General features: G+C 73.9%; 21 protein-coding genes, 6 tRNA genes and 2 pseudogenes. 16 read left to right on the forward strand and 13 right to left on the reverse strand.

Annotation, left to right across the window (positions count from 1 at the left end):
• Window positions 1–76 precede the first annotated feature (76 nt).
• The 6 genes from DDW44_RS01685 (at window position 77) to DDW44_RS01705 (ending at window position 6,027) form a co-directional block, all read left to right on the forward strand.
• Window positions 77–1,324 (forward strand): MurT ligase domain-containing protein, encoded by a 1,248-nt coding sequence (locus tag DDW44_RS01685; RefSeq protein ID WP_017948381.1) that lies wholly within the window; start codon window positions 77–79, stop codon window positions 1,322–1,324.
• Window positions 1,325–1,369: 45 nt separating this feature from the next.
• On the forward strand, window positions 1,370–2,098 hold the full coding sequence (locus DDW44_RS01690) for a type 1 glutamine amidotransferase (RefSeq protein WP_017948382.1): 729 nt from the start codon (window positions 1,370–1,372) through the stop codon (window positions 2,096–2,098).
• Between the two features lie 282 nt (window positions 2,099–2,380).
• Window positions 2,381–3,406, forward strand: a complete 1,026-nt coding sequence (locus tag DDW44_RS01695; RefSeq protein ID WP_018891134.1) for a 6-phosphofructokinase — start codon at window positions 2,381–2,383, stop codon at window positions 3,404–3,406.
• Between the two features lie 109 nt (window positions 3,407–3,515).
• Window positions 3,516–4,475 (forward strand): cytochrome c oxidase assembly protein, encoded by a 960-nt coding sequence (locus DDW44_RS01700; protein WP_027732822.1) that lies wholly within the window; start codon window positions 3,516–3,518, stop codon window positions 4,473–4,475.
• Between the two features lie 170 nt (window positions 4,476–4,645).
• Window positions 4,646–4,804, forward strand: a complete 159-nt coding sequence (locus DDW44_RS31890; protein ID WP_017948385.1) for a hypothetical protein — start codon at window positions 4,646–4,648, stop codon at window positions 4,802–4,804.
• A 506-nt stretch (window positions 4,805–5,310) separates the two neighbouring features.
• The gene (locus DDW44_RS01705) at window positions 5,311–6,027 is read left to right on the forward strand and encodes a lysophospholipid acyltransferase family protein (protein WP_017948386.1); all 717 of its coding nucleotides are present in this window, start codon (window positions 5,311–5,313) and stop codon (window positions 6,025–6,027) included.
• A 203-nt stretch (window positions 6,028–6,230) separates the two neighbouring features.
• Here the strand turns inward: DDW44_RS01705 and DDW44_RS01710 are convergent, their stop codons facing one another.
• From DDW44_RS01710 to DDW44_RS01720, 3 genes are all read right to left on the reverse strand, one after another.
• Entirely contained in the window at window positions 6,231–6,971 is a 741-nt protein-coding gene (locus DDW44_RS01710) for an urease accessory protein UreD (protein ID WP_108905319.1), read from the reverse strand.
• 7 nt (window positions 6,972–6,978) lie between these two features.
• Window positions 6,979–7,665 carry an urease accessory protein UreG gene (gene ureG, locus DDW44_RS01715; RefSeq protein WP_017948388.1) on the reverse strand — a complete coding sequence of 229 codons (687 nt, stop codon included), beginning with the start codon at window positions 7,663–7,665 and terminating at the stop codon, window positions 6,979–6,981.
• Window positions 7,666–8,059: 394 nt separating this feature from the next.
• Window positions 8,060–8,779, reverse strand: coding sequence for an urease accessory protein UreF (locus tag DDW44_RS01720; RefSeq protein ID WP_108908701.1), 720 nt, complete (start codon window positions 8,777–8,779; stop codon window positions 8,060–8,062).
• Between the two features lie 51 nt (window positions 8,780–8,830).
• On the opposite strand from DDW44_RS01720, the pseudogene DDW44_RS01725 reads away from it, so the two are divergent.
• Both DDW44_RS01725 and DDW44_RS01730 read left to right on the forward strand, forming a co-directional pair.
• Window positions 8,831–9,049 (forward strand): annotated as a pseudogene (locus DDW44_RS01725) (diiron oxygenase); the annotation flags it as partial.
• Between the two features lie 44 nt (window positions 9,050–9,093).
• Window positions 9,094–10,125 (forward strand): annotated as a pseudogene (locus tag DDW44_RS01730) (SCO7613 C-terminal domain-containing membrane protein); the annotation flags it as partial.
• Between the two features lie 57 nt (window positions 10,126–10,182).
• Here DDW44_RS01730 and DDW44_RS01735 read toward each other — a convergent pair.
• Window positions 10,183–10,257, reverse strand: a tRNA-Val gene (locus DDW44_RS01735).
• Window positions 10,258–10,376: 119 nt separating this feature from the next.
• Window positions 10,377–10,835: a TIGR02611 family protein gene (locus tag DDW44_RS01740; RefSeq protein WP_026282076.1), complete on the reverse strand. Its 459-nt coding sequence runs from the start codon at window positions 10,833–10,835 to the stop codon at window positions 10,377–10,379.
• Between the two features lie 188 nt (window positions 10,836–11,023).
• Here DDW44_RS01740 and DDW44_RS01745 point away from each other — a divergent pair, with 188 nt between their 5' ends.
• Together DDW44_RS01745 and DDW44_RS01750 are read left to right on the forward strand one after the other, a co-directional pair.
• Window positions 11,024–11,437 (forward strand): SsgA family sporulation/cell division regulator, encoded by a 414-nt coding sequence (locus DDW44_RS01745; RefSeq protein WP_003959770.1) that lies wholly within the window; start codon window positions 11,024–11,026, stop codon window positions 11,435–11,437.
• A 231-nt stretch (window positions 11,438–11,668) separates the two neighbouring features.
• Window positions 11,669–12,247 (forward strand): CGNR zinc finger domain-containing protein, encoded by a 579-nt coding sequence (locus tag DDW44_RS01750; protein ID WP_017945529.1) that lies wholly within the window; start codon window positions 11,669–11,671, stop codon window positions 12,245–12,247.
• 23 nt (window positions 12,248–12,270) lie between these two features.
• Here the strand turns inward: DDW44_RS01750 and DDW44_RS31895 are convergent, their stop codons facing one another.
• Window positions 12,271–12,423, reverse strand: coding sequence for a hypothetical protein (locus tag DDW44_RS31895; protein WP_017945528.1), 153 nt, complete (start codon window positions 12,421–12,423; stop codon window positions 12,271–12,273).
• 253 nt (window positions 12,424–12,676) lie between these two features.
• Entirely contained in the window at window positions 12,677–13,162 is a 486-nt protein-coding gene (locus DDW44_RS01755) for a hypothetical protein (RefSeq protein ID WP_108905320.1), read from the reverse strand.
• A gap of 197 nt (window positions 13,163–13,359) precedes the next feature.
• Between DDW44_RS01755 and DDW44_RS01760 the strand changes: the two genes are divergently transcribed.
• Window positions 13,360–13,866 (forward strand): DsbA family protein, encoded by a 507-nt coding sequence (locus tag DDW44_RS01760; protein WP_108905321.1) that lies wholly within the window; start codon window positions 13,360–13,362, stop codon window positions 13,864–13,866.
• A 79-nt stretch (window positions 13,867–13,945) separates the two neighbouring features.
• Here DDW44_RS01760 and DDW44_RS01765 read toward each other — a convergent pair whose 3' ends face one another.
• The 3 genes from DDW44_RS01765 to DDW44_RS01775 all read right to left on the reverse strand — a co-directional run bounded on the left by DDW44_RS01765 (window position 13,946) and on the right by DDW44_RS01775 (window position 16,739).
• Window positions 13,946–14,785, reverse strand: coding sequence for a GNAT family N-acetyltransferase (locus DDW44_RS01765; protein ID WP_108905322.1), 840 nt, complete (start codon window positions 14,783–14,785; stop codon window positions 13,946–13,948).
• Window positions 14,786–14,862: 77 nt separating this feature from the next.
• Window positions 14,863–15,693: an aminotransferase class IV gene (locus DDW44_RS01770; protein ID WP_108905323.1), complete on the reverse strand. Its 831-nt coding sequence runs from the start codon at window positions 15,691–15,693 to the stop codon at window positions 14,863–14,865.
• Window positions 15,690–16,739: a chorismate-binding protein gene (locus DDW44_RS01775; protein WP_017945523.1), complete on the reverse strand. Its 1,050-nt coding sequence runs from the start codon at window positions 16,737–16,739 to the stop codon at window positions 15,690–15,692. Before DDW44_RS01775 ends, DDW44_RS01770 begins: the two co-directional genes overlap by 4 nt.
• 168 nt (window positions 16,740–16,907) lie before the next feature.
• On the opposite strand from DDW44_RS01775, the gene DDW44_RS01780 reads away from it, so the two are divergent.
• From DDW44_RS01780 to DDW44_RS01800, 5 genes are all read left to right on the forward strand, one after another.
• Window positions 16,908–16,980: transfer RNA gene (locus DDW44_RS01780), tRNA-Gly, on the forward strand.
• Between the two features lie 37 nt (window positions 16,981–17,017).
• Window positions 17,018–17,091: transfer RNA gene (locus DDW44_RS01785), tRNA-Cys, on the forward strand.
• A 1-nt stretch (window position 17,092) separates the two neighbouring features.
• A tRNA-Val gene (locus tag DDW44_RS01790) sits at window positions 17,093–17,164 on the forward strand.
• 52 nt (window positions 17,165–17,216) lie between these two features.
• Window positions 17,217–17,288: transfer RNA gene (locus tag DDW44_RS01795), tRNA-Val, on the forward strand.
• Window positions 17,289–17,340: 52 nt separating this feature from the next.
• Window positions 17,341–17,412, forward strand: a tRNA-Val gene (locus tag DDW44_RS01800).
• 164 nt (window positions 17,413–17,576) lie between these two features.
• Here the strand turns inward: DDW44_RS01800 and DDW44_RS01805 are convergent.
• The 3 genes from DDW44_RS01805 to DDW44_RS01815 all read right to left on the reverse strand — a co-directional run bounded on the left by DDW44_RS01805 (window position 17,577) and on the right by DDW44_RS01815 (window position 19,477).
• Window positions 17,577–17,849, reverse strand: coding sequence for a TFIIB-type zinc ribbon-containing protein (locus DDW44_RS01805; protein WP_026164901.1), 273 nt, complete (start codon window positions 17,847–17,849; stop codon window positions 17,577–17,579).
• Between the two features lie 31 nt (window positions 17,850–17,880).
• Window positions 17,881–18,873, reverse strand: a complete 993-nt coding sequence (locus DDW44_RS01810) for a phosphotransferase family protein (protein WP_108905324.1) — start codon at window positions 18,871–18,873, stop codon at window positions 17,881–17,883.
• Window positions 18,874–19,270: 397 nt separating this feature from the next.
• A complete protein-coding gene (locus DDW44_RS01815) occupies window positions 19,271–19,477 on the reverse strand; it encodes a hypothetical protein (RefSeq protein ID WP_017945520.1) in 207 nt (68 codons plus the stop codon).
• Window positions 19,478–19,480: the final 3 nt, after the last annotated feature.

Below are 19,480 nucleotides of genomic sequence, written 5' to 3' on the forward strand. Positions count from 1 at the left end.
GACGGAGCCGCAGTTCGGGCCGCCGCCCCGAGGTCGATAGGCTGAGCCCGGACCGACGCAAGGAGGATCAAGGACGATGGCAGGACACCCTGACAACGCAGAGCCGCTGTCGCCGCGTGCCAAGCTGGCCGTGACGGCCGGCAAGGCAGCGGCGGCGGTGTCGCGCGCGGCGGGACGCGGCAGCGGATCGGTCATCGGCGGTCGGGTCGCCCTGAAACTCGACCCCGATCTGCTGACCAGGCTCGCGCAGCACCTGGACGTGATCCTGGTGTCGGCGACGAACGGCAAGACCACCACCACCCGGCTGATCGCCGAGGCGCTGCGGGCCGCGGGCCCGGTCGTCTCCAACGCCCTCGGCGCGAACATGCCGGCCGGCATCACCTCCGCGCTGGCGGGTGGCTCGGACGCCCGCTACGGCGTGATCGAGGTCGACGAGAAGTACCTCGCCGGGGTCGCCCGCGACACCACGCCCAAGGCCATCGCCCTGCTCAACCTCTCCCGCGACCAGCTGGACCGCGCGGCGGAGACCCGGATGCTGGCCGAGAAGTGGCGCGAGGGCCTGTCCGGCACCAAGGCCGTCGTGATCGCCAACGCCGACGACCCCCTGATCGTGTGGGCCGCGTCCTCCTCCCCCAACGTCGTCTGGGTCGCCGCCGGCCAGGAGTGGAAGGACGACGCCTGGTCCTGCCCTGCCTGCGGCGGTGTGATGCAGCGCCCCGGGGACGAGTGGTTCTGCGGCGAGTGCGGGTTCCGCCGGCCCTCGGTGACCTGGGCCCTCAGCGGTGACCACGTCCTCGACCCGCACGGTTCGGCCTGGCCGATCCACCTCCAGCTGCCGGGCCGCGCCAACAAGGCCAACGCCGCCACCTCCGCCGCCGTCGCCGCGGTCTTCGGCGTACCGCCGCAGGTCGCCCTGGAGCGCATGTACCAGGTGCAGGCCGTGGCCGGCCGGTACGACGTCGTCTCCTTCCTCGGGCGTGACGTGCGGCTGCTGCTGGCGAAGAACCCGGCCGGCTGGCTGGAGACGTTCTCCCTCATCGACCCGCCGCCCACACCGGTGATCCTCTCCGTCAACGCGCGCGGCGCCGACGGCACCGACACCTCCTGGCTCTGGGACGTCGACTACACCCGGCTCGCCGGCCACCCGATCTTCGTGATCGGGGACCGCAAGCTGGACCTGGCCGTACGCCTGGAGGTCGCCGGCCTGGACTTCCGGGTCGTCGAGGACGTGGACGACGCGGTACGGCAGGCCCCGCCCGGGCGGATCGAGCTGATCGCCAACTACACCGCCTTCCAGGACGTCCGCCGCCGCGTCGGCAACTGACCGCCCCGACCGCACTGACCGCACTGACCGCAGAGGAACACGAGCATGAGCGACAGCAGCCTGCGCCTGGTGTGGGTCTACCCCGACCTGCTCAGCACGTACGGTGACCAGGGGAACGCCCTGGTCGTGGAGCGCCGCGCGCGCCAGCGCGGCCTGGGCGTCACCCGTGTCGACGTCCGCAGCGACCAGCCGGTGCCGACGTCCGGCGACATCTACCTGATCGGCGGCGGTGAGGACCGGCCGCAGCGGCTGGCGGCCGAGCGGCTGCGCCGCGACGGCGGGCTCGCCCGGGCCGCCTCCAACGGCGCGATCATCTTCTCGGTCTGCGCCGGCTACCAGATCCTGGGCCACGAGTTCATCAACGACCTCGGGGAGCGGGAACCGGGCCTCGGCCTGCTCGACGTGGTCTCCACCCGCGGCGATGGCGAGCGGTGCGTCGGCGACGTGCTCGCGGACATCGACCCGCGGCTGGGCCTTCCGCAGCTCACGGGGTTCGAGAACCACCAGGGCATCACCCACCTCGGTCCCACGGCACGTCCGTTCGCCCGGACCGTCCTCGGCAAGGGCAACGGCACCGGCGACGGCACCGAGGGCGCGTACAACGACACCGTCTTCGGGACGTACATGCACGGGCCGGTGATGGCGCGCAATCCGCAGATCGCGGATCTGCTGCTGAAGCTGGCGCTCGACGTGAACGCGCTGCCGCCCACCGACGACCGGTGGTACGAGGCGCTGCGGGCCGAGCGTATCGCCGCCGCCACCCAGCCCGCCTGAGATCGGCGGCCCGGCGCCCCGTCACCGCCACCGCCACCGCCATCCAGCCGGCCCGAGAGCGGCAGCCCGGCGCCCCCGGGACCGTCTCGGGCCGGCTCCCCCGGGCCGCCCGGTCCGGGCCGCCGGGCGGGCGCCTTCGGGGCAGCCCGGGCCGTACCGGGATACGGTGTCCACTGTTCGGACGCCCGGTTCGGCTCCCGCCCCCTGCGCCGGTAGGGTGGCAGGGATCCAACCGGACGACGTGGTCCGGGAATCGGCCCACGTTGCAAAGGTTTTCGGGCTATGCGCATTGGTGTCCTCACCTCCGGCGGCGACTGCCCCGGGCTCAACGCGGTCATCCGCTCCGTCGTGCACCGCGCCGTCGTCGACCACGGCGACGAGGTGATCGGCTTCCACGACGGCTGGAAGGGCCTGCTGGAGGCCGACTACCGCAAGCTCGACCTGGACGCCGTGGCCGGTATCCTCGCCCGCGGCGGCACGATCCTCGGCTCCTCCCGGGTGCAGCCCGCGCATCTCGTCGACGGCGTCGAGCGGGCCAAGGGGCACGTCGCCGAGCTGGGCCTCGACGCGATCATCCCGATCGGCGGCGAGGGGACGCTGAAGGCCGCGAACCTGCTGGCCCAGGCCGGTCTGCCGATCGTCGGCGTGCCGAAGACCATCGACAACGACATCGCGTCGACCGACGTCACCTTCGGCTTCGACACCGCCGTCGGCGTCGCGACCGAGGCCCTCGACCGGCTGAAGACCACCGCCGAGTCCCACCAGCGGGTGCTGATCGTCGAGGTCATGGGCCGCCACACCGGGTGGATCGCCCTGCACTCCGGTATGGCCGCCGGTGCGCACGCCATCGTCGTCCCCGAGCGCCCCTTCGACATCGAGGAGCTGGCCGGGCGGGTCGGCGCCCGGTTCGAGGCCGGCAAGCGGTTCGCGATCGTCGTGGTCGCCGAGGGCGCCAAGCCGCGGGAGGGCTCCATGGAGTTCGACGAGGGCGGCAAGGACATGTACGGCCACGAGCGCTTCGCCGGTGTCGCCCGGCAGCTGTCCGTCGAGCTGGAGGAACGGCTCGGCAAGGAGGCCCGGCCGGTGATCCTCGGCCACGTCCAGCGCGGCGGCACGCCGACCGCGTACGACCGCGTCCTCGCCACCCGGTTCGGCTGGCACGCCGTCGAGGCGGCGCACCGGGGCGAGTTCGGCATGATGACCGCGCTGCGCGGCACGGACATCACGATGGTTCCGCTGGCGCAGGCGGTGGAGACGCTGAAGACGGTCCCGCAGGAGCGGTACGAAGAGGCCGAGACGGTCCTCTGAGAGCGGGCTCCCGAGCGGTGGAACCGCCCCCGGTCGCAGCGGCGGCCGGGGGCGGTTCTAGTCTTGCCCGGACAACAAGCGCGAAACAGGACGTCCCAGGAGTACGCAGATGGATCACAGCGGGCACGGCGAGCACGGGATGCAGACGGACCTGCCGCCGTTCACGCTGGGTAGGGGCCTGGAACTCTCCGTCGATCCGGTCTTCCTGGCCGGGTGCCTCCTGGGCCTCGCGCTCTACGGCTGGGCCGTGCTGCGGCTGCGCCGCCGCGGTGACGCCTGGCCGGTGAGCCGGACCGTCTTCTTCACCGTCGGTGTGCTGAGCATCGCGCTGGTGATGTGCACCGCGCTGAACGACTACGGCATGGTCATGTTCAGCGTGCACATGGTCCAGCACATGGTGATCAGCATGCTGTCGCCGATCCTGCTGCTGCTCGGCGCGCCGGTGACCCTGGCACTGCGCGCGCTTCCGCCGGCGGGCCGCGGCCGCACGGGCCCCCGGGAGCTGCTGCTGGCCCTGCTGCACAGCCGCTATATGAAGATCGTCACGCATCCCGCGTTCACGATCCCGATGTTCATCGCAAGCCTGTACGGCCTCTACTTCACCCCGCTGTTCGACTTCCTGATGGGGTCCAGGGCCGGGCACATCGGGATGATGGTGCACTTCCTCGCCGTCGGGCTGGTCTTCTTCTGGCCGATCATGGGCGTGGACCCGGGTCCGCACCGCCCCGGCTATGTGATGCGGATGCTGGAGCTCTTCGCCGGCATGCCCTTCCACGCGTTCTTCGGCATCGCGCTGATGATGGCGTCCGAGCCGATGGTGCGGGCGTACGCCGATCCTCCCGCGTCGCTGGGGATCAGCGCGCTCTCCGACCAGAACGCCGCGGGCGGTATCGCCTGGGCGTTCAGCGAGATCCCGTCGGTGCTGGTGCTGATCGCCCTGGTGTTCCAGTGGTACCGCTCCGAGCAGCGCCAGGCCGTCCGCAAGGACCGGGCAGCGGACCGGGACGGCGACAAGGAGCTGGAGGCCTACAACGCGTATCTGGCCTCGCTCCAGGCACGCAGCCGCTGAACGCGGCCCGCCCGTGCGGGGGCCTCCCCGCGGCGGGGGCCTCCTTCCCGGTGTGGCCGCCTCCGGCCGGAGAGTCCGGAGAGTAGCGCGCCCCCCTCGGCAGGGGTGACGATGGCTGCACGGCCCCGACCGCGGGTCCAGCCGCGGTGCCGGCCCGGAGGAGGGCGAGCATGACCGGTTCCACGAAGACGATGGGTGTGCTGACCGTGGCGTCCCTGGTGGTCGTGACGGCCTACACCGCGGCGCTCGGCAGCAACGGCTGGTTGTGGTTCGCCTGGGTCGTGCTGGGGCTCGTCACGCTGGGGATGCTGGTGTCGAAGACGACCTGAGGGCCGTGGCCGGTCCGGGTGCCGCGGGTCGACGGCGCCCGTGGATCGTCACCGGCACCGTGTTTCGTGAACGGCGCCCGTGGATCGTCACCGGTGCCGTGGCTCATTGACGGTTCCGTGGTTCATTGACGGTTCCGTGGATCGTCCGCGCTCGCAGATCGTGGAAGGGCCTCCGCCGCCGAGGACGCGGACCGGGTACCCGGCGCTCTCGCCATGGACCAAGGCTCCTCGCTCGCGACCCGAGCCGAACCGAACCGAACCGACTTGAGCCGAGCCGAGCCGACCCGAGCCGACCCCACTACGATCAGTCACCGCAGCACTCAGGTGCCCCCACCACCCATGGCGGCAGCTGAAAGGCTGTCATACAACTGAGCAAGGAGTCGGCACGCGTCCGGTCGGACCGGGACGGACGATCGGGTGCGCGGATCGACCCGCCGGGTGCAGTCACGCCGTGATCCGGCACCACCCGGTCCCTGAGCCGAATCGGCAGAGTTGGGAGCGACACCGTGTTCTACTACGTGCTCAAGTACGTCATCCTCGGCCCAGTGCTGCGGCTTCTGTTCCGGCCCAGGATCGAGGGGCTGGAGCACATCCCGGCGGACGGTGCTGCGATCGTCGCCGGCAACCACCTGTCGTTCTCCGACCACTTCCTGATGCCCGCCATCCTGAAGCGGCGCATCACCTTCCTCGCCAAGGCCGAGTACTTCACCGGACCGGGCCTCAAAGGACGGCTGACGGCAGCCTTCTTCCGCAGCGCCGGGCAGATCCCGGTGGACCGTTCCGGCAAGGAGGCGGGCCAGGCGGCGATCCGCGAGGGCCTCGGCGTCCTGCGCAAGGGCGAGTTGCTCGGCATCTACCCGGAAGGCACCAGGTCGCACGACGGCCGGCTCTACAAGGGCAAGGTCGGTGTCGCGGTGATGGCGCTCACCGCCCGGGTTCCGGTCGTGCCCTGCGCGATGGTCGGGACCTTCGAGATCCAGCCGCCGGGGCAGGTCCTGCCGAAGATCAAGCGGGTGACGATCCGCTTCGGTGAGCCGCTGGACTTCTCCCGCTACGAGGGGATGGAGAACGAGAAGGCCGTACTGCGCGCCGTGACGGACGAGATCATGTACGAGATCCTCGCCCTGTCCGGACAGCAGTACGTGGACGAGTACGCGGTGAAGGTGAAGGCCGCCCGGGCGGACGGGTCCAAGGGCGGGCGGATCCCCCGGCTGAGGCGCTGACCCGCCCGGGTGCGCCCGGCCCTGGTGCGTCCCGTGCGTCCCGCTCGGGTGCGTCCGGCCCCGATGCATCCGGCACGGGTGTCTCCCGCTCGGGTGCGTCCGGCACGAGCAGGCGTCCGCGCCTCGCGGGAGACGGCCGCACGTCGCGGGAGACGGGCGCACCTCGCGGGAGACGGGCCCCCGGCGTGCCGCGCGCCCGCGGGTCAGCCGCCGGCGAGGTCGATCAGGGCGGCGTCGAGCAGCCGGCGCAGGCACAGCGCGTCGGGGGCGACCGCGGTGACGAGGAACGCCGGGCCCACGAGCGGGGTGAGCACCGCGGTCTCCCCCAGGCGGCGCGGCTCCGGGGGCCGGTCGTCGAAGCCGGGGTCCACCACGAGGAGCTGACCGACCGCCCGGTGCCCGCCGAGCACGGCGCCGCCGTCCCATCCGCCGGGCGCACCCGGGCCGAAGGAGAGTTCCTGGTCCAGCAGGGGACGGCCGGCGCGGTGGACGGTGAGACGCGTGGCGAGCGTGCCGGTCTCCTCGCCGTGCCGGCCGAGGATCTGCTCCTCGCGCAGCACCAGGCGTGCCGTGGCGGCGAGTTGCACGCCCGTGCGCATCCGCAGTCCGCTGCCGCGGGCCGAGATCAGCTGCTCGGGCAGCCAGCGCAGTTCGGCGCCCTCCCCCACACCCAGCGAGATGTCGTACCCGGCGGCTCTCCGGGTGCGTCCGGGCAGCGCCACCGTGGCCGCGGCGGAGTCCATGTGGAGGCGGGCGCCTTCGCGCACGTCGGCCTCGATCGCCAGCCGGTCCCCGCCGAGCGGGGCGCTCATGGCGCCGACGACGGTGACCCTCGTGTACGCTCCGCCGGCCCGGGTGCGGCGCAGTGCCAGCGGGCCGTCGCTCTGCAGCACGGGCAGCCCGTCGCGCTCGGCGACGACCCGTGCCGTGGCCCGGACGCTCATCCGGCCGTCACCCGGCGGTCCAGGCGCGGAGCCGGTCGCCCACCCACTCGGCGACCGGACGGACACCGTCGGCGCCGGTCAGCGAGGTGAACACCACGGGGAGTCCGCCCCGTTGCCGCCTGGCGTCGCGGGCCATGCGCTCCAGGTCGGAGCCCACGTACGGGGCGAGATCGGTCTTGTTGACGACGAGGAGGTCGGCGGTGGTGACACCGGGACCGCCCTTGCGCGGGATGTCGTCGCCTCCGGCCACGTCGATGACGAAGATCTGCGCGTCCACCAGGCCCCTGGAGAAGGTGGCGGTGAGGTTGTCGCCGCCGGACTCGACCAGGATCAGATCGAGTGGCCCGACGGCGTCCTCCAGGTCCTCGACGGCCTCGAGGTTGGCGGAGATGTCGTCGCGGATCGCGGTGTGCGGGCAGGCGCCGGTCTCGACGGCCTGGATCCGCTCGGGCGGCAGGACGGCGTTGCGCAGCAGGAAGTCGGCGTCCTCCCGGGTGTAGATGTCGTTGGTGACGACGGCGATGGACAGTCGGTCGCGCAGGGTCCGGCAGAGCGCGGCGACGGTGGCGGTCTTGCCGGAGCCGACCGGTCCGCCGAGGCCGACGCGCAGGGCGCGCCGGGTGCCGTCGGGCCGTGCGGCGTCGGCGCTCACGGCCGCCGGGCCGGAGTGCTCGTGCGGGTGTCCGAGATGCATGGGCGGCTCCTTCGGGGTGGTGCGGAGCGTGCGCTGCTCCGGGGTGCGTGGTCCTGGTTCCTGGCGGTCGTGGTGGGGTCGGGTGGCCGTGGGCCGGGGGTCGGGTACCGGCTCGTGGTCCGTGCGCGGCGGTCCGCGGTCCGTGGGCCGTGGGCGGTGCGCCGCGGCCCGGGCGCCGCGGTCCGTGGACCGTGCGCCGTGGGCCGTGGCGCCGTAGGGGTCGCGGTGGCCGGAGAGGCCTGCCGGGACGGGCCCGGCGTCCGGTGCGGGGCACTGCGCGGCGGAGGGCCGCCCTCGTACCGGATCTCCTCGGGTGACACGGCGACGCGGCGGGGCGACGCGGAGGGGTGCCGTGCCGGGCATCGGGGGCGGGTGGACGTCTTCGGTCACGGCTCTAGGAGGCGAACAGCCGTACCGGCCAGGAGGCGTGCTGCTCGGCGGCGATGTCCAGCAGCGGGGCCGAGGCCGCGGGGAGGGCGCCGGTGCCCCGTTCGAGGGCCTGACGGGCGGCGGTCACCGCCTGCTCGGCGACCCGGTCCAGGTCCGGGGCCAGCCGGGCGAGGACGGCGGTGGCCTCGAAGGGGTCGAGGCTGAGCAGGCGCACGGCGGCCGTGGCGGGGCCGCCGACCGCCTCGTACACGGCGCAGTGCGCGGCGTCCTCGGGGCCGAGGCCCGCGGACCGGGCGGTGACACCCAGCACGACGGGCTGGTGCGCCCCCTTGGGCAGGGCGCGGGCAAGGTCGTCCAGTTCCGGTGACGGCCAGGCCGCGCGCGCGGCTCTCATCAGTTGCCGGCCCAGTCTCCGCCCCGCCGCGCGCAGTGCGGGCGACGGGGTGCGGGCGTCGGCGGCCGCGTCGAGTGCGAGCGGGTCCAGCCCGAGCGCGGCGGCGGCGGCCAACCCGGCGGCGGTGAGCCCCGAGGTGTGCAGCCGTCCCCGGCAGAACGCCTCGAGGTCCCGCGCGTCGCCGAGCCGGCCCGCCCGCACCGCCGCCTCGGCGCCACCCGAGTGGGCGTGACCGCCCGCGGGGAACCGCCCGTCGGCGAGGACGAGCAGCGCGGCTCTCGCCGGGGCACCGGCCCGGGGGCCGGCCTCCTCCGCCCGGCGCGGCCCCAAGTGGCGCACAGGGGATTGACGGCCTTGCTGACGCGCAGTCTCATAAGTCGCATGACGACCGTGACCCAACGCGATCTCACCCGTCTCCGCGACGCCCTCGGGCCCCTGCGGGACCGCGAACAGGTCGCCGCGCGCCTGCTCGAGTCCTCGGCCAAGCACTCCTTCGACCCCGACCGGGAACTCGACTGGGACGCCCCGCTGGAGGAGGGCAAGTGGTTCTGGCCGCCGGAGCTGGTGTCCCTCTACGACACCCCGCTGTGGCGGCGGATGCCGGGTCCTCGCCTCGGGCGCCCCGCTGGAGGTGGTACTGGCGGTCCGGCGCGGCCGGGGCCGCATCGCCGGCCGTCCGGCCGGAGCTCCCCCCGCACGCACTCGAGCCGCTGCACGCCACGGCCGCCACGGCACTCGTCTGCGGGCTGCTGTCGGCGGCGGGCGCCGCGCTGCTCGGCCTGGCGACCCGGCCCGCCACGTTCACCGCGCTGGGCGTGCTGGTGGCCCTGGGCGCGGTCGCCGCGGCGACCGCGCGAGGGCTCGTCCGGACCGTCGCCGCCTGCGCCACCGTGGTGGGCACGGCGGGGCTGGTGGCGGCGTCGGCCGCGGCCGCGGAGCTGCCGGGGCACCGTGTCGGCCTCGCGCTCCTCGCCGTACCGGCGGCGGCCGCGCTGCTCGGCGCCCGGCTCGGCCGGCACCCGGTCGCCCCGGCGGTGGAGGCGACGGCCGCAGCGGCCGTACCGGTCGCCGTCGCCCTCGCGGTGCCGCACCCGCCGACCCTGGCGCTGGTGCTGGCCCTCGCGGGCGTGGTGGCCGCGGGCACGGCGGTACGGGCCGAGCGCAGGCCCCTGGCCGGATACGCGGCGGTGGCGCTGTTCGTCGCTGCCGCATGGGTGCGGCTCGCAGCCTCCGGCGTCGGCGCCCCCGAGGCGTACACCCTCCCCGTGACCGTCCCGGCACTGGTCGTGGGCGCACTGCGGCGCCGCGCGGATCCGTCCGCCTCGTCCTGGACCGCGTACGGCCCCGGGCTCGGAGCGACCCTGGTCCCGAGTCTGCTCGCGGCCTGGGGCGACACCGACTGGCCGCGTCCGCTGCTCCTGGGCCTGGCCGCCCTCGGGGTGACGCTGGCCGGCGCCCGGCGGCGGCTCCGGGCACCGCTGGTCCTCGGCGGTCTGACGCTCGCCCTGGTCGCGCTGCACGAACTCGCGCCGTACGTCGTCCAGGTCGCCGACGCCCTGCCGCGCTGGCTGCCGCCCGCGCTGGCGGGACTGCTGCTGCTGGCCGTGGGAGCGACGTACGAGCAGCGGCTGCGTGACGCGCGCCGGATCCGGGAGACCCTCGGCCGGATGCGCTGAACGGGTGAAATGCCGGCGGCCCCGGAGACTCTCGGTCTCCGGGGCCGCCGGTCCGGGTGGTGGGCGATACTGGGTTCGAACCAGTGACCTCTTCGGTGTGAACGAAGCGCTCTCCCACTGAGCTAATCGCCCGGGCGCACCGCACACATTACCCCATGTCAGCGGCGCCTCAGGACCATCTCACCGGCCGCCTCGGCACCGGCCCGGGAGAGCGCGTCCGGGCCGTCGCGGGCGGGCCGTCGGGCCGCCGGTCACTGCTCGATCTTCCAGGGCATCTCGATCCCGAAGTTCCAGAGGTACACCGCGCCCAGCACACCCACGATCACCAGTCCGACGGTGGTCAGGATGATGTTGCGCCTGCGGACCCTGGGGTCGAGCGCCCGCTGCGCCGCCTCGGTGACTTTCCGTTTCGTCCAGTGCAGTACGAGCTGCGCCCAGACGAACTCGGTGGCCCAGATCGCCATGCCCGCGAAGATCACCAGCCAGCCCGGCCCGGGCAGCGGAAGCATGATCACGCCGGCCACGACGACCGCGAAGCCGACGATGAAGACGCCGACCTGCCAGCTCAGATGAAGCGTCCGGCGTCTCTTCACGAACTCGGGCGCCCGCGAACCCAGAACCAGCCCGGCGGGCGCGGCCACATCCCCCGTGACGGAACTCCGGGCCGCAGTCGCGGCGGCCCCGCTCCGCTCGTCACTCTCCGCACTCATGAAGCAAAAGTACCCGACGAATCAGCCTCCCGGAATGACCGCACGGTCGTACAGCGAACTCCTCCGTACGGGGTACCCCAAGGATCACAAAACGGGCAGAGGGGTTTACAACGGCACCGTAGGTGGCATGTCGATTTCGCCGACGTGCGAATCCCCGAGCGCACACTGAGCGAAAGGCCCTGGCGCTTATGAACACCACGGTCAGCTGCGAGCTGCACCTGCGCCTCGTTGTGTCGAGCGAGTCATCACTGCCTGTACCCGCGGGCCTGCGGTATGACACGGCCGATCCGTATGCCGTGCACGCCACCTTCCACACCGGAGCCGAGGAGACGGTCGAATGGGTGTTCGCCCGCGACCTTCTCGCGGAGGGCCTCCACCGGCCCACCGGAACCGGCGACGTCAGAGTCTGGCCCTCGCGCAGCCACGGCCAGGGCGTCGTCTGCATCGCACTGAGCTCTCCGGAGGGCGAGGCCCTGCTGGAGGCTCCGGCACGGGCCCTGGAGTCGTTCCTCAAGCGGACGGACGCCGCGGTCCCGCCCGGCACCGAGCATCGCCATTTCGACCTCGACACCGAGCTCTCGCACATCCTGGCGGAAAGCTGAACCAGGACGAGGGCAGCGGGCGCCGTCCGACTCGGGGAGACGGCACCGCACGAACACGGACAACCGCATAGGGCAGGCTCCGGCGCCGTCGCCGCGGAAACCACCGCGACGACGGCGCCGTCGCGTCCCGGTTCCTCCGGGAGGCGACGGCGCAGTCGCCTCCCGGAGGAACCGGCTAGAGTCAGCGCAATTCGGCGGGCGGCCGGCCCGCGGCAGGCCAGGGAGCGAATCGTGCTGATCCCTCACGACACCCGCATCGCCCTCGACGTCGTCGTCGATCTGGTGAACACCGCGCCCGAGAGGGACGGCCCAGGGGTGGACGACCGCGGGGACGACGGGCTCGGGGACGTGGCGGCGCTCTACGCGTTCGTGCAGAAGTACAACATCAGTGACGTGGGCGACCTCGGTGAACACGATCTGAACGCCGTGCGCGAGGTACGGGACCGGTTCGAGAACGTGTTCGCGGCGCCGGACGCCCGGACCGCCGCCGACCTCATCAACCGGCTGGTGGCCTCCGCGGGCACCACACCGCGGCTGACGGACCACGACGGCTACGACTGGCACGTCCACTACTTCGCGCCGGGCGCCTCGGTCGCCGAACACCTCGCGGCCGACTGCGGCATGGCGCTGGCGTTCATGATCGTGGCCGGTGAGCAGGAGCGCCTGCGGCGCTGCGAGGCCCCCGGCTGCGGCCGGGCCTTCGTCGATCTGTCCCGCAATCGCTCGCGCCGCTACTGCGACAGCCGTACCTGCGGCAATCGCCTGCACGTCGCCGCCTACCGGGCACGCCGCAGGGAAGCGGCCGGCTGAGCTCTCGTCGGGTCACCGTCGGCTCACAGCAGGAACAGGTCGTGGACCGCGGCCATGAGCAGCAGGCAGCCGATCACCCCGAGGAAGATCATCAGGGGCGGCTGGGAGAGCGCGAAGAGACAGCCTCGCGGCTCGTCGGAGGGGGCGGGGGCCTGGCCCCGGGAGGTATCCAGCATCTCGGGGTGATGATGACGCAGGACCGGCCCCGATGATCGACCAACACGCCTGGGAGCCGCGGCAGTTCACCGGATCCCGTGGTGCCGTCCGCCGCCGGGGCCGCGCATCGCCGCCCCCCGACCCCGGACCGCGCATCGCCGCTCCACGCCGGGACGGCCGCGCCGCAGCCCGCGCGGTGCTGCGGCGCTCGGATGCCGGGCTCACGTGCGGTGCTCAGACGCCGGGGTCGGACGCCGGGCTCGGATGCCGTGCTCAGATGCCGTGCTTCTTCAGGATGGCCTCGATGTCGCTGAAGTCGTCGTCCGAGGCGGCGGCGGACTGCTTCCCCTTGGGCTTGGCGGTTCCCCCGGATCCCTTTCCCCTGGCCTCGGCGGCTCCCCCGGACCGGGCGGCCGGGCGCGCGGCCCTGCCGAGTGCCGGTGCCGAGGCCGAGGGCGCGACGGCGTGCGGGCCGGTTCCGTCCGGTGCGGAGGCCCGGGCCAGCCTGCGCCGCTCCACGGCGCGCGTGGTCATGAACAGTGCCCACGCCGCACCCAGCAGCCCCACCCCCACCCAGGCCGTGGGGCTGAAGACCGTGCCGGCCGCCCACTCCACGACGCCCGTCAGGACGAGGCCCAGCGGAACCAGCGCGTACGCGGCGATACGGGCCGCCGTGAGGAAGCGCCTGCGGTACGCCGCGACCGCGGCGACACCCAGCCCGGCCGCGGACACCGCGGCACAGATCGTCTCGGCAAGCATGCGGTCCTCCTGGCGGGCGGAGCGGCACCCCGGAGGAGACCCCCGGGGGAAAGGCTGTCCCTTCCATCCTGCACCCGGCGGCGCGGCCGGGGCCACGGTCCCGCCCCGCCTCGGGGAGATCTCCGGGGCGCCCTCCTCCCCGGGGACCAGGGAGGTCCGGGTTGGGGGGCCGTGTGCGCGGCTGGAAGACTGGCCCCATGAGCGACTCCTCCCCGGCCCCCGTCGTCCTGGACGTCTGGTGCGAGCTGCAGTGCACCGACTGCCGTACCGCCCTTCCCGATCTGCGGGCCCTGCGCGCCCACTTCGGCGACCGGCTGGAGATCCGCCTGCGCCACTTCCCGCTGGAGAAGCACCGGCACGCCTTCGCCGCCGCGCAGGCCGCCGAGGAGGCCTTCGCGCAGGGCCGGGGCTGGGAATACGTGGAGGCCGTCCTCACCCGCGCCGAGGAGCTCGACCGCGAGGGCGAGCCGTTCCTCGTCCGGGTCGCCCGTGAACTCGGCATGGACGCCGAGGAGTTCGACACCGCCCTCGTCGACGGCCGGCACATTCTGATCGTCGACGCCGACCAGGCCGAGGGCAAGGCGATCGGGGTCTCCGGCACCCCGACGTACGTCATCGGCGGCGAGCGGCTCGACGGCGGCAAGAGCCAGGAGGGGCTGCGCGAGCGCGTCGAGGAGATCGCCGGCCGGCTCCTCGCCGGATGACGGACCCTCCCGGACCGGACGGAACACCCGGACCGGACGGGACTCCGGGACCGGACCGGGCACCTCGCCGGCCGAGGCGCTACAGCAGCACCTTGGCGTAGTGGTGGAGCGCGGGCCGGTAGCCGAGCGACGCGTAGAGACCGGCCGCGGGGGCGTTCCCGGCGGCGACGTGCAGTCCGAGCACCGGGACTCCGGCCGCGTGGGCGATCTGCTCGGCGACCAGCATCAGCGCCCGTCCGTACCCCTGTCCGCGGTGCGCCTCGGCGACACACACGTCGTACACGTACGCGTCCCGCTCCCCCGGGAGCGGAGTACGTTCCGCGACCCAGACGTGGCCCACGGCGGCGCCGTCCACGGCCAGGGCGCGCAGCCACGCGCCACGGGTCGCGGGGCCGTCGGGGAGCTTTTCCCGGTGGTCGGCGTCCGAGCGGGCACGGGCCAGGTCCTCGGGGAGGCCCCGTTCCGTCCAGGTCCGCGCGTAGCGCTCGACGGCGTCCACCCGCCACGACGCGAACTCCGCGTCCGTCAGGGGGCGGCTCGACACTCCCCCGGGCAGCGCGGGCGGTTCGTGCGGCACCCCCTTGCGCAGCGTGCGGCCGGTCTCGGCGTACCAGAGCGCGGTGGCCAGCCGCAGCGCGGCGGTCGCCTCCGCGGGCACGGCGGTCACGACGCGGGTGCAGCCCCAGCCCCGCAGCACCTCCTCGGCCGCGAGCGCCGCGACCGTGCCCCGGCCGCGGCCCCGGTCGTCCTCGTCGATGGCGAGGGACCGCAGGACGCCCGTCGAGGGGCCGGCGTCCGGGTCGCGGGCGAGCTCGACGGAGCCCACCGGCCTGCCGTTGACGCAGACGTCGTAGCCGCGTGACATGGCGCCGTCCGCGCCCCGCTGGAGCGGCCCGGTCGGCCGCAGGGTGGTGGTCATCAGGGTGTTCTACCTGTCCCGGGGCCACGCGTCACCATGCCCGTACGGGCCGGCCCCCGGAGCGGCGGGGGCGTCCCTCAGAGAGGCAGGGGATCGGGGTCGGCGGCGGCGTGCTCCTCGAAGATCCGCATGGCCTTGGCCGTCAGGGGCCCGGGGGCACCGGGCAGCTCGCGGCCGTCGACGCGGTGGACGGCCTGCACGTCACGGGTGGAGGAGGTCAGGAAGATCTCCTCGGCGCGCTCCAGCACGTCCATCGGCAGATCGGCCTCCTGCGCCCCGGTCCAGTCCGCGGTGAGGGCGCGGGTGATGCCGGCGAGGCAGCCCGAGGAGACGGGCGGGGTGAACAGCTGGCCGTCGACGACGACGAAGACGTTCGAGCCGGTGCCCTCGCAGAGCTGCCCGACGGTGTTGGCGAAGATCGCCTCGGACGCGCCCCGCTCGTGGGCGCGGGCGAGGGCGACGACGTTCTCCGCGTACGAGGTGGTCTTCAGCCCCGCCAGCGCACCGCGCTCGTTGCGGGTCCACGGCACCGTGATCACCGCGGTGGTGTCGGGGCGGCGCGTGGTGGCGGCGAGGGCCACGACGAGCGAGGGGCCCTTGTCGCCGCGGTCGGAGCCGAGCGGCGAGAGCCCGCCCGTGTAGGTGATCCGGAGCCGGCCAAGCGGCATGGGATGGGCCTGGAGCACGGCGGCGCAGGCGCGGCGCACCTCGTCGTGGTCCGGGTCGGGCAGGCCGAGGCCGCGGGCCGAGCGGGTGAGCCGGTCGAGGTGCCGGGTGAGGGCGAAGGGGCGGCCCTCGGTCGCCTTCACGGTCTCGAAGACGCCGTCGCCCACGGTCAGCCCGTGATCGAACACCGAAACCACGGCATCGCCGGCGTCCCGCAGTCCGCCGTTGACCCAGATCCTCATCGCCCGGTCCTTCCACTCTGCGCGTACGTCCCCGACGCTACCGCGAGCAGCCGGGACGCCTTCAGTTCGGTCTCGTCCCACTCCCGCTCCGGGTCGGAGCCCCAGGTGATCCCGGCTCCGGTGCCGAAGCGGAGGACTCCCCGTTCACGGTCGATCCAGAAGGTGCGTATGCCGACGGCCAGCTCGCCGGTGCCGCGGTCGGCGTCGACCCAGCCGATACCGCCGCAGTAGGGGCCGCGGGGCGCCGTCTCCAGCTCCGCCAGGATCCGCAGGGCGCTGGACTTCGGCGCTCCGGTGACCGAGCCCGGCGGGAAGGTGGCGTCCAGCAGCTCGCGCCATCCCGCGCCCGGCGCGAGCTCGCCGCGGACGGTGGAGACGAGGTGGACCAGGCCGGGATGGGCCTCCACGGCGCACAGGGCCGGGACGGTCACGGAACCCGAGGCGCAGACGCGGCCGAGGTCGTTGCGGACCAGGTCCACGATCATCACGTTCTCCGCGTGGTCCTTCTCGAGCAGGTCGGCGGCCGTGCGGCCGGTGCCCTTGATCGGTCCCGACTCGACCCTGCTCCCCTCGCGGCGCAGATAGAGCTCGGGCGAGGCGGTGGCGATCTCCACGCCGTGCGCGGACAGCCGGATCGTGCCCGCGTACGGGGCCGGGTTGCCGCGGGCGAGCAGCGCGGTCAGGGCGTCGACGTCGGCGGCCGCGGGATCGGGCAGTGGCGCCGACAGCACCCGGCACAGGTTCGCCTGGTAGACCTCGCCGGCCGCGATGTGCGCGCGGATGCGGCGCACGCCCGCGGTGTACGCGGCCCGGTCCATGGAGGTGGTCCAGTCGCCGGCGGCGGGTCCGCGCCAGCGCCCGGGGTCCGGGGCGGGCACCGGCGCGTGGCGGACGTCCCCGAAGCGAGCGCAGGTCAGACGCCCTTCGAAGTCGGCGGCGACGGCCCAGAAGCCGGACGAGTCCAGTGCCTCGGGGTCGCTGGTGACATCCCGGAGGTCGGTGGCGACGAGGCCGCCGAAGCGGGCCATGGGAGCGAGGTCGTGCACGGCTGCGAGTCTATGGCGGGCCCCCGGCGGCCGCTCCGGCGCGCACCCGGGGAGGAACCCGGCGTGAGCGCGGCTCAGCACGCTGCGGAAACGCGTTTTTGTGCTGGCCCAGGAATCCGCTAAAGTTCAACACGTCGCCGGGACGCGGAAGCGGACCGGAAACGACAGGCGGACGTGGCTCAGTTGGTAGAGCATCACCTTGCCAAGGTGAGGGTCGCGAGTTCGAATCTCGTCGTCCGCTCGAAGAGGAGGGGGTCGTTCCGACCCCCGCACTCCGGGGTGGAGTGGCCGAGAGGCGAGGCAACGGCCTGCAAAGCCGTCTACACGGGTTCAAATCCCGTCTCCACCTCCAAGGACGATTAGCTCAGCGGGAGAGCGCTTCCCTGACACGGAAGAGGTCACTGGTTCAATCCCAGTATCGTCCACGCAGTACCCACGGCACACGCAGTACCCACGGCCTCCGCGCCGTGATCCCGAGGACGATTAGCTCAGCGGGAGAGCGCTTCCCTGACACGGAAGAGGTCACTGGTTCAATCCCAGTATCGTCCACGCAGTACCCACGGCACACGCAGTACCCACGGCCTCCGCGCCGTGGCCCCGAGGACGATTAGCTCAGCGGGAGAGCGCTTCCCTGACACGGAAGAGGTCACTGGTTCAATCCCAGTATCGTCCACAGCCCGGAGCCCCCGGCCGCGTCAGGCGGCCGGGGGCTCCTGCGTGTTCCCGGGGCGTCGCGTCCCCTGTGGTCGGTCGTGTTCCCCGTGATCGGTGGTGTTCCCCGGGCCGTCGTGTCCCGGTCACGCGGGCCGCCTGCGGGAGGCCGGCGCGACCGGAGCGTCACGACGAGAAGAGCATCCGGCCGAAGCCGCGCTGGCGGTGATGGCCGCCGTGGTGGCCGTGGTGCGGGGCGCCCCAGGCCGGCTGCGCGGGCGCCGGACGGCCCTGCGGGGCGGGCGGCGGGGCCTGCTGGACCCACTGGCTCTCAAGCCGGGTCAGCGCCTCCAGTTCCCCGTAGTCCAGGAATATCCCCCGGCAGCCGCTGCACTGCTCGATGTGGACGCCGTTGCGGTTGTACGTGTGCATGGGTGCATGGCACTTGGGACACTGCATGGTTCGGTCAGCTCCTCGCCGCTCGGTCTCATCAGGTGGTCCCGTTCCCATCCGGCGGCCGCATCATGTCGTCCAACTCGGCCGGAAGGGCGGCGATTCGGGCGCATGCTCCGGTCATCGCCCCTTCGACGTCGTCGAGATCGCGCCGCTGGGCGCTGCTCTTCGCCAGGGCGAGGGCCGCTGTCTGGACGGTCAGGGCGCGGGCCGGCACATCGAGCAGCGGCCATGGGTCGGCTCCGTCGGGCCCCGCGGCGGGACCGCCGGCGGCGCGGTAGGCGCCGAGGAAGCGTGCCCAGACGTCCGGGGCGAGCAGACCCGCCGCGAACCACGCGGCGGGACGGGCCAGGTCCCAGGCCGGGTCGCCGAGACCGAGGTCGTCGACGTCGATGAGGTGCCAGGATCCCCCGTCGGCGGGATGGCGGACCAGCTGGCCCAGATGGAGGTCGCCGTGGCAGAGCCGGGCGGGAACGGGTGCGGGCGCCTCGTCCCTGGCCCAGGCGGGCAGCCGGTGCCAGGCACCGAGCACGGCACCCGCGGCGGGATGCTCCGGGGCGGCCGCCCGCATCCGGGCGACCGCCGCGGCGGCCTTGGCCGGACCGCGCATGACCGGCAGCGGGCGGGGCAGCGGGCCGAGCGGCACCGTGTGCAGCCGGGCGAGCAGTGCTGCCGCCTCCTCCCAGGGAGCGGCGTCCGGATCGGACGGGTCCACGGGACTGCCGTACGGCCAGGTGGTGACGGGGCGCCCGGCGAGGGACCCGGTGGTGCGGACCGGCGGCAGGAGTATCCCGGCGAGCAGCGGATGGGCGGCGACGGCGACGCGCAGACGATGCGCCTCCGGGGCGGTGCCGGGCGCGTGGGCCTTCGCCACCGCCCGCCCGTGCCGTACGACGACCGCGTCGGCCCGCTCGGCCAGCACCTCCGCGTCCTGTCCGCAGGCGCGGCAGGCACCGCCGGCCCCCGGTATGTGCGGCGCCTCCCCCGTTATGTGCGCCGCCTCCCTCGCCGCCTCCGCGAGGGCACGCACCAGTGCGCGATCGCGATCGCCTTGTTCCACGCGCCGAGGGTACGGGCAGGGGGAGCCGGGCGTTCGGGGCCGGGGCACAGCGGACCCGTCGGCGCCCACGCGCACCGGGAGGGGCGGGCCTGCGGAGTCCGGGCCCCGGCGGACCCCTGCGGGCCCCTGCGCCGGGAGCCGGGCACCGTGCGGGCGCCCGGACGGAGCCGGCGCTCCGGCAGGCCCGCGGCGGAACCGGCGGGGCCTGTTCGTCCGGGGCGGCGAAGCACCGGACGGGGACATGGCGCCGGCCGGCCGGCTCCCCAGCCGGCCGGCCGATCGCTGTCGTCCGCCGCACCCCCGTCCCCACGGGGTTTCGGGTGGGATGTCCCCGGCCCGGGCCGCTCTCCCGGGCCCGGGGCGCCGCTCAGCGCCCCAGCATCACGCCCACGGACGACGCCTGTGTGACCACTGCCTCCCAGCCGCCGAAGGCGACGACCAGCAGGGTCGCGAGGGGGAGGACCATGGCCGTGGCGACCAGCGGATGCCGACGGCCGCCCGGACGGCCGTCGAACGCGGCGAACGTCGTGCGCTCCTCCGTGCGGATCATGCTCCGCGATGCCGTGTCCGCCATGGT

It is taken from the genome of Streptomyces tirandamycinicus, from assembly GCF_003097515.1.
Taxonomy (GTDB): Bacteria; Actinomycetota; Actinomycetes; order Streptomycetales; family Streptomycetaceae; genus Streptomyces; species Streptomyces tirandamycinicus.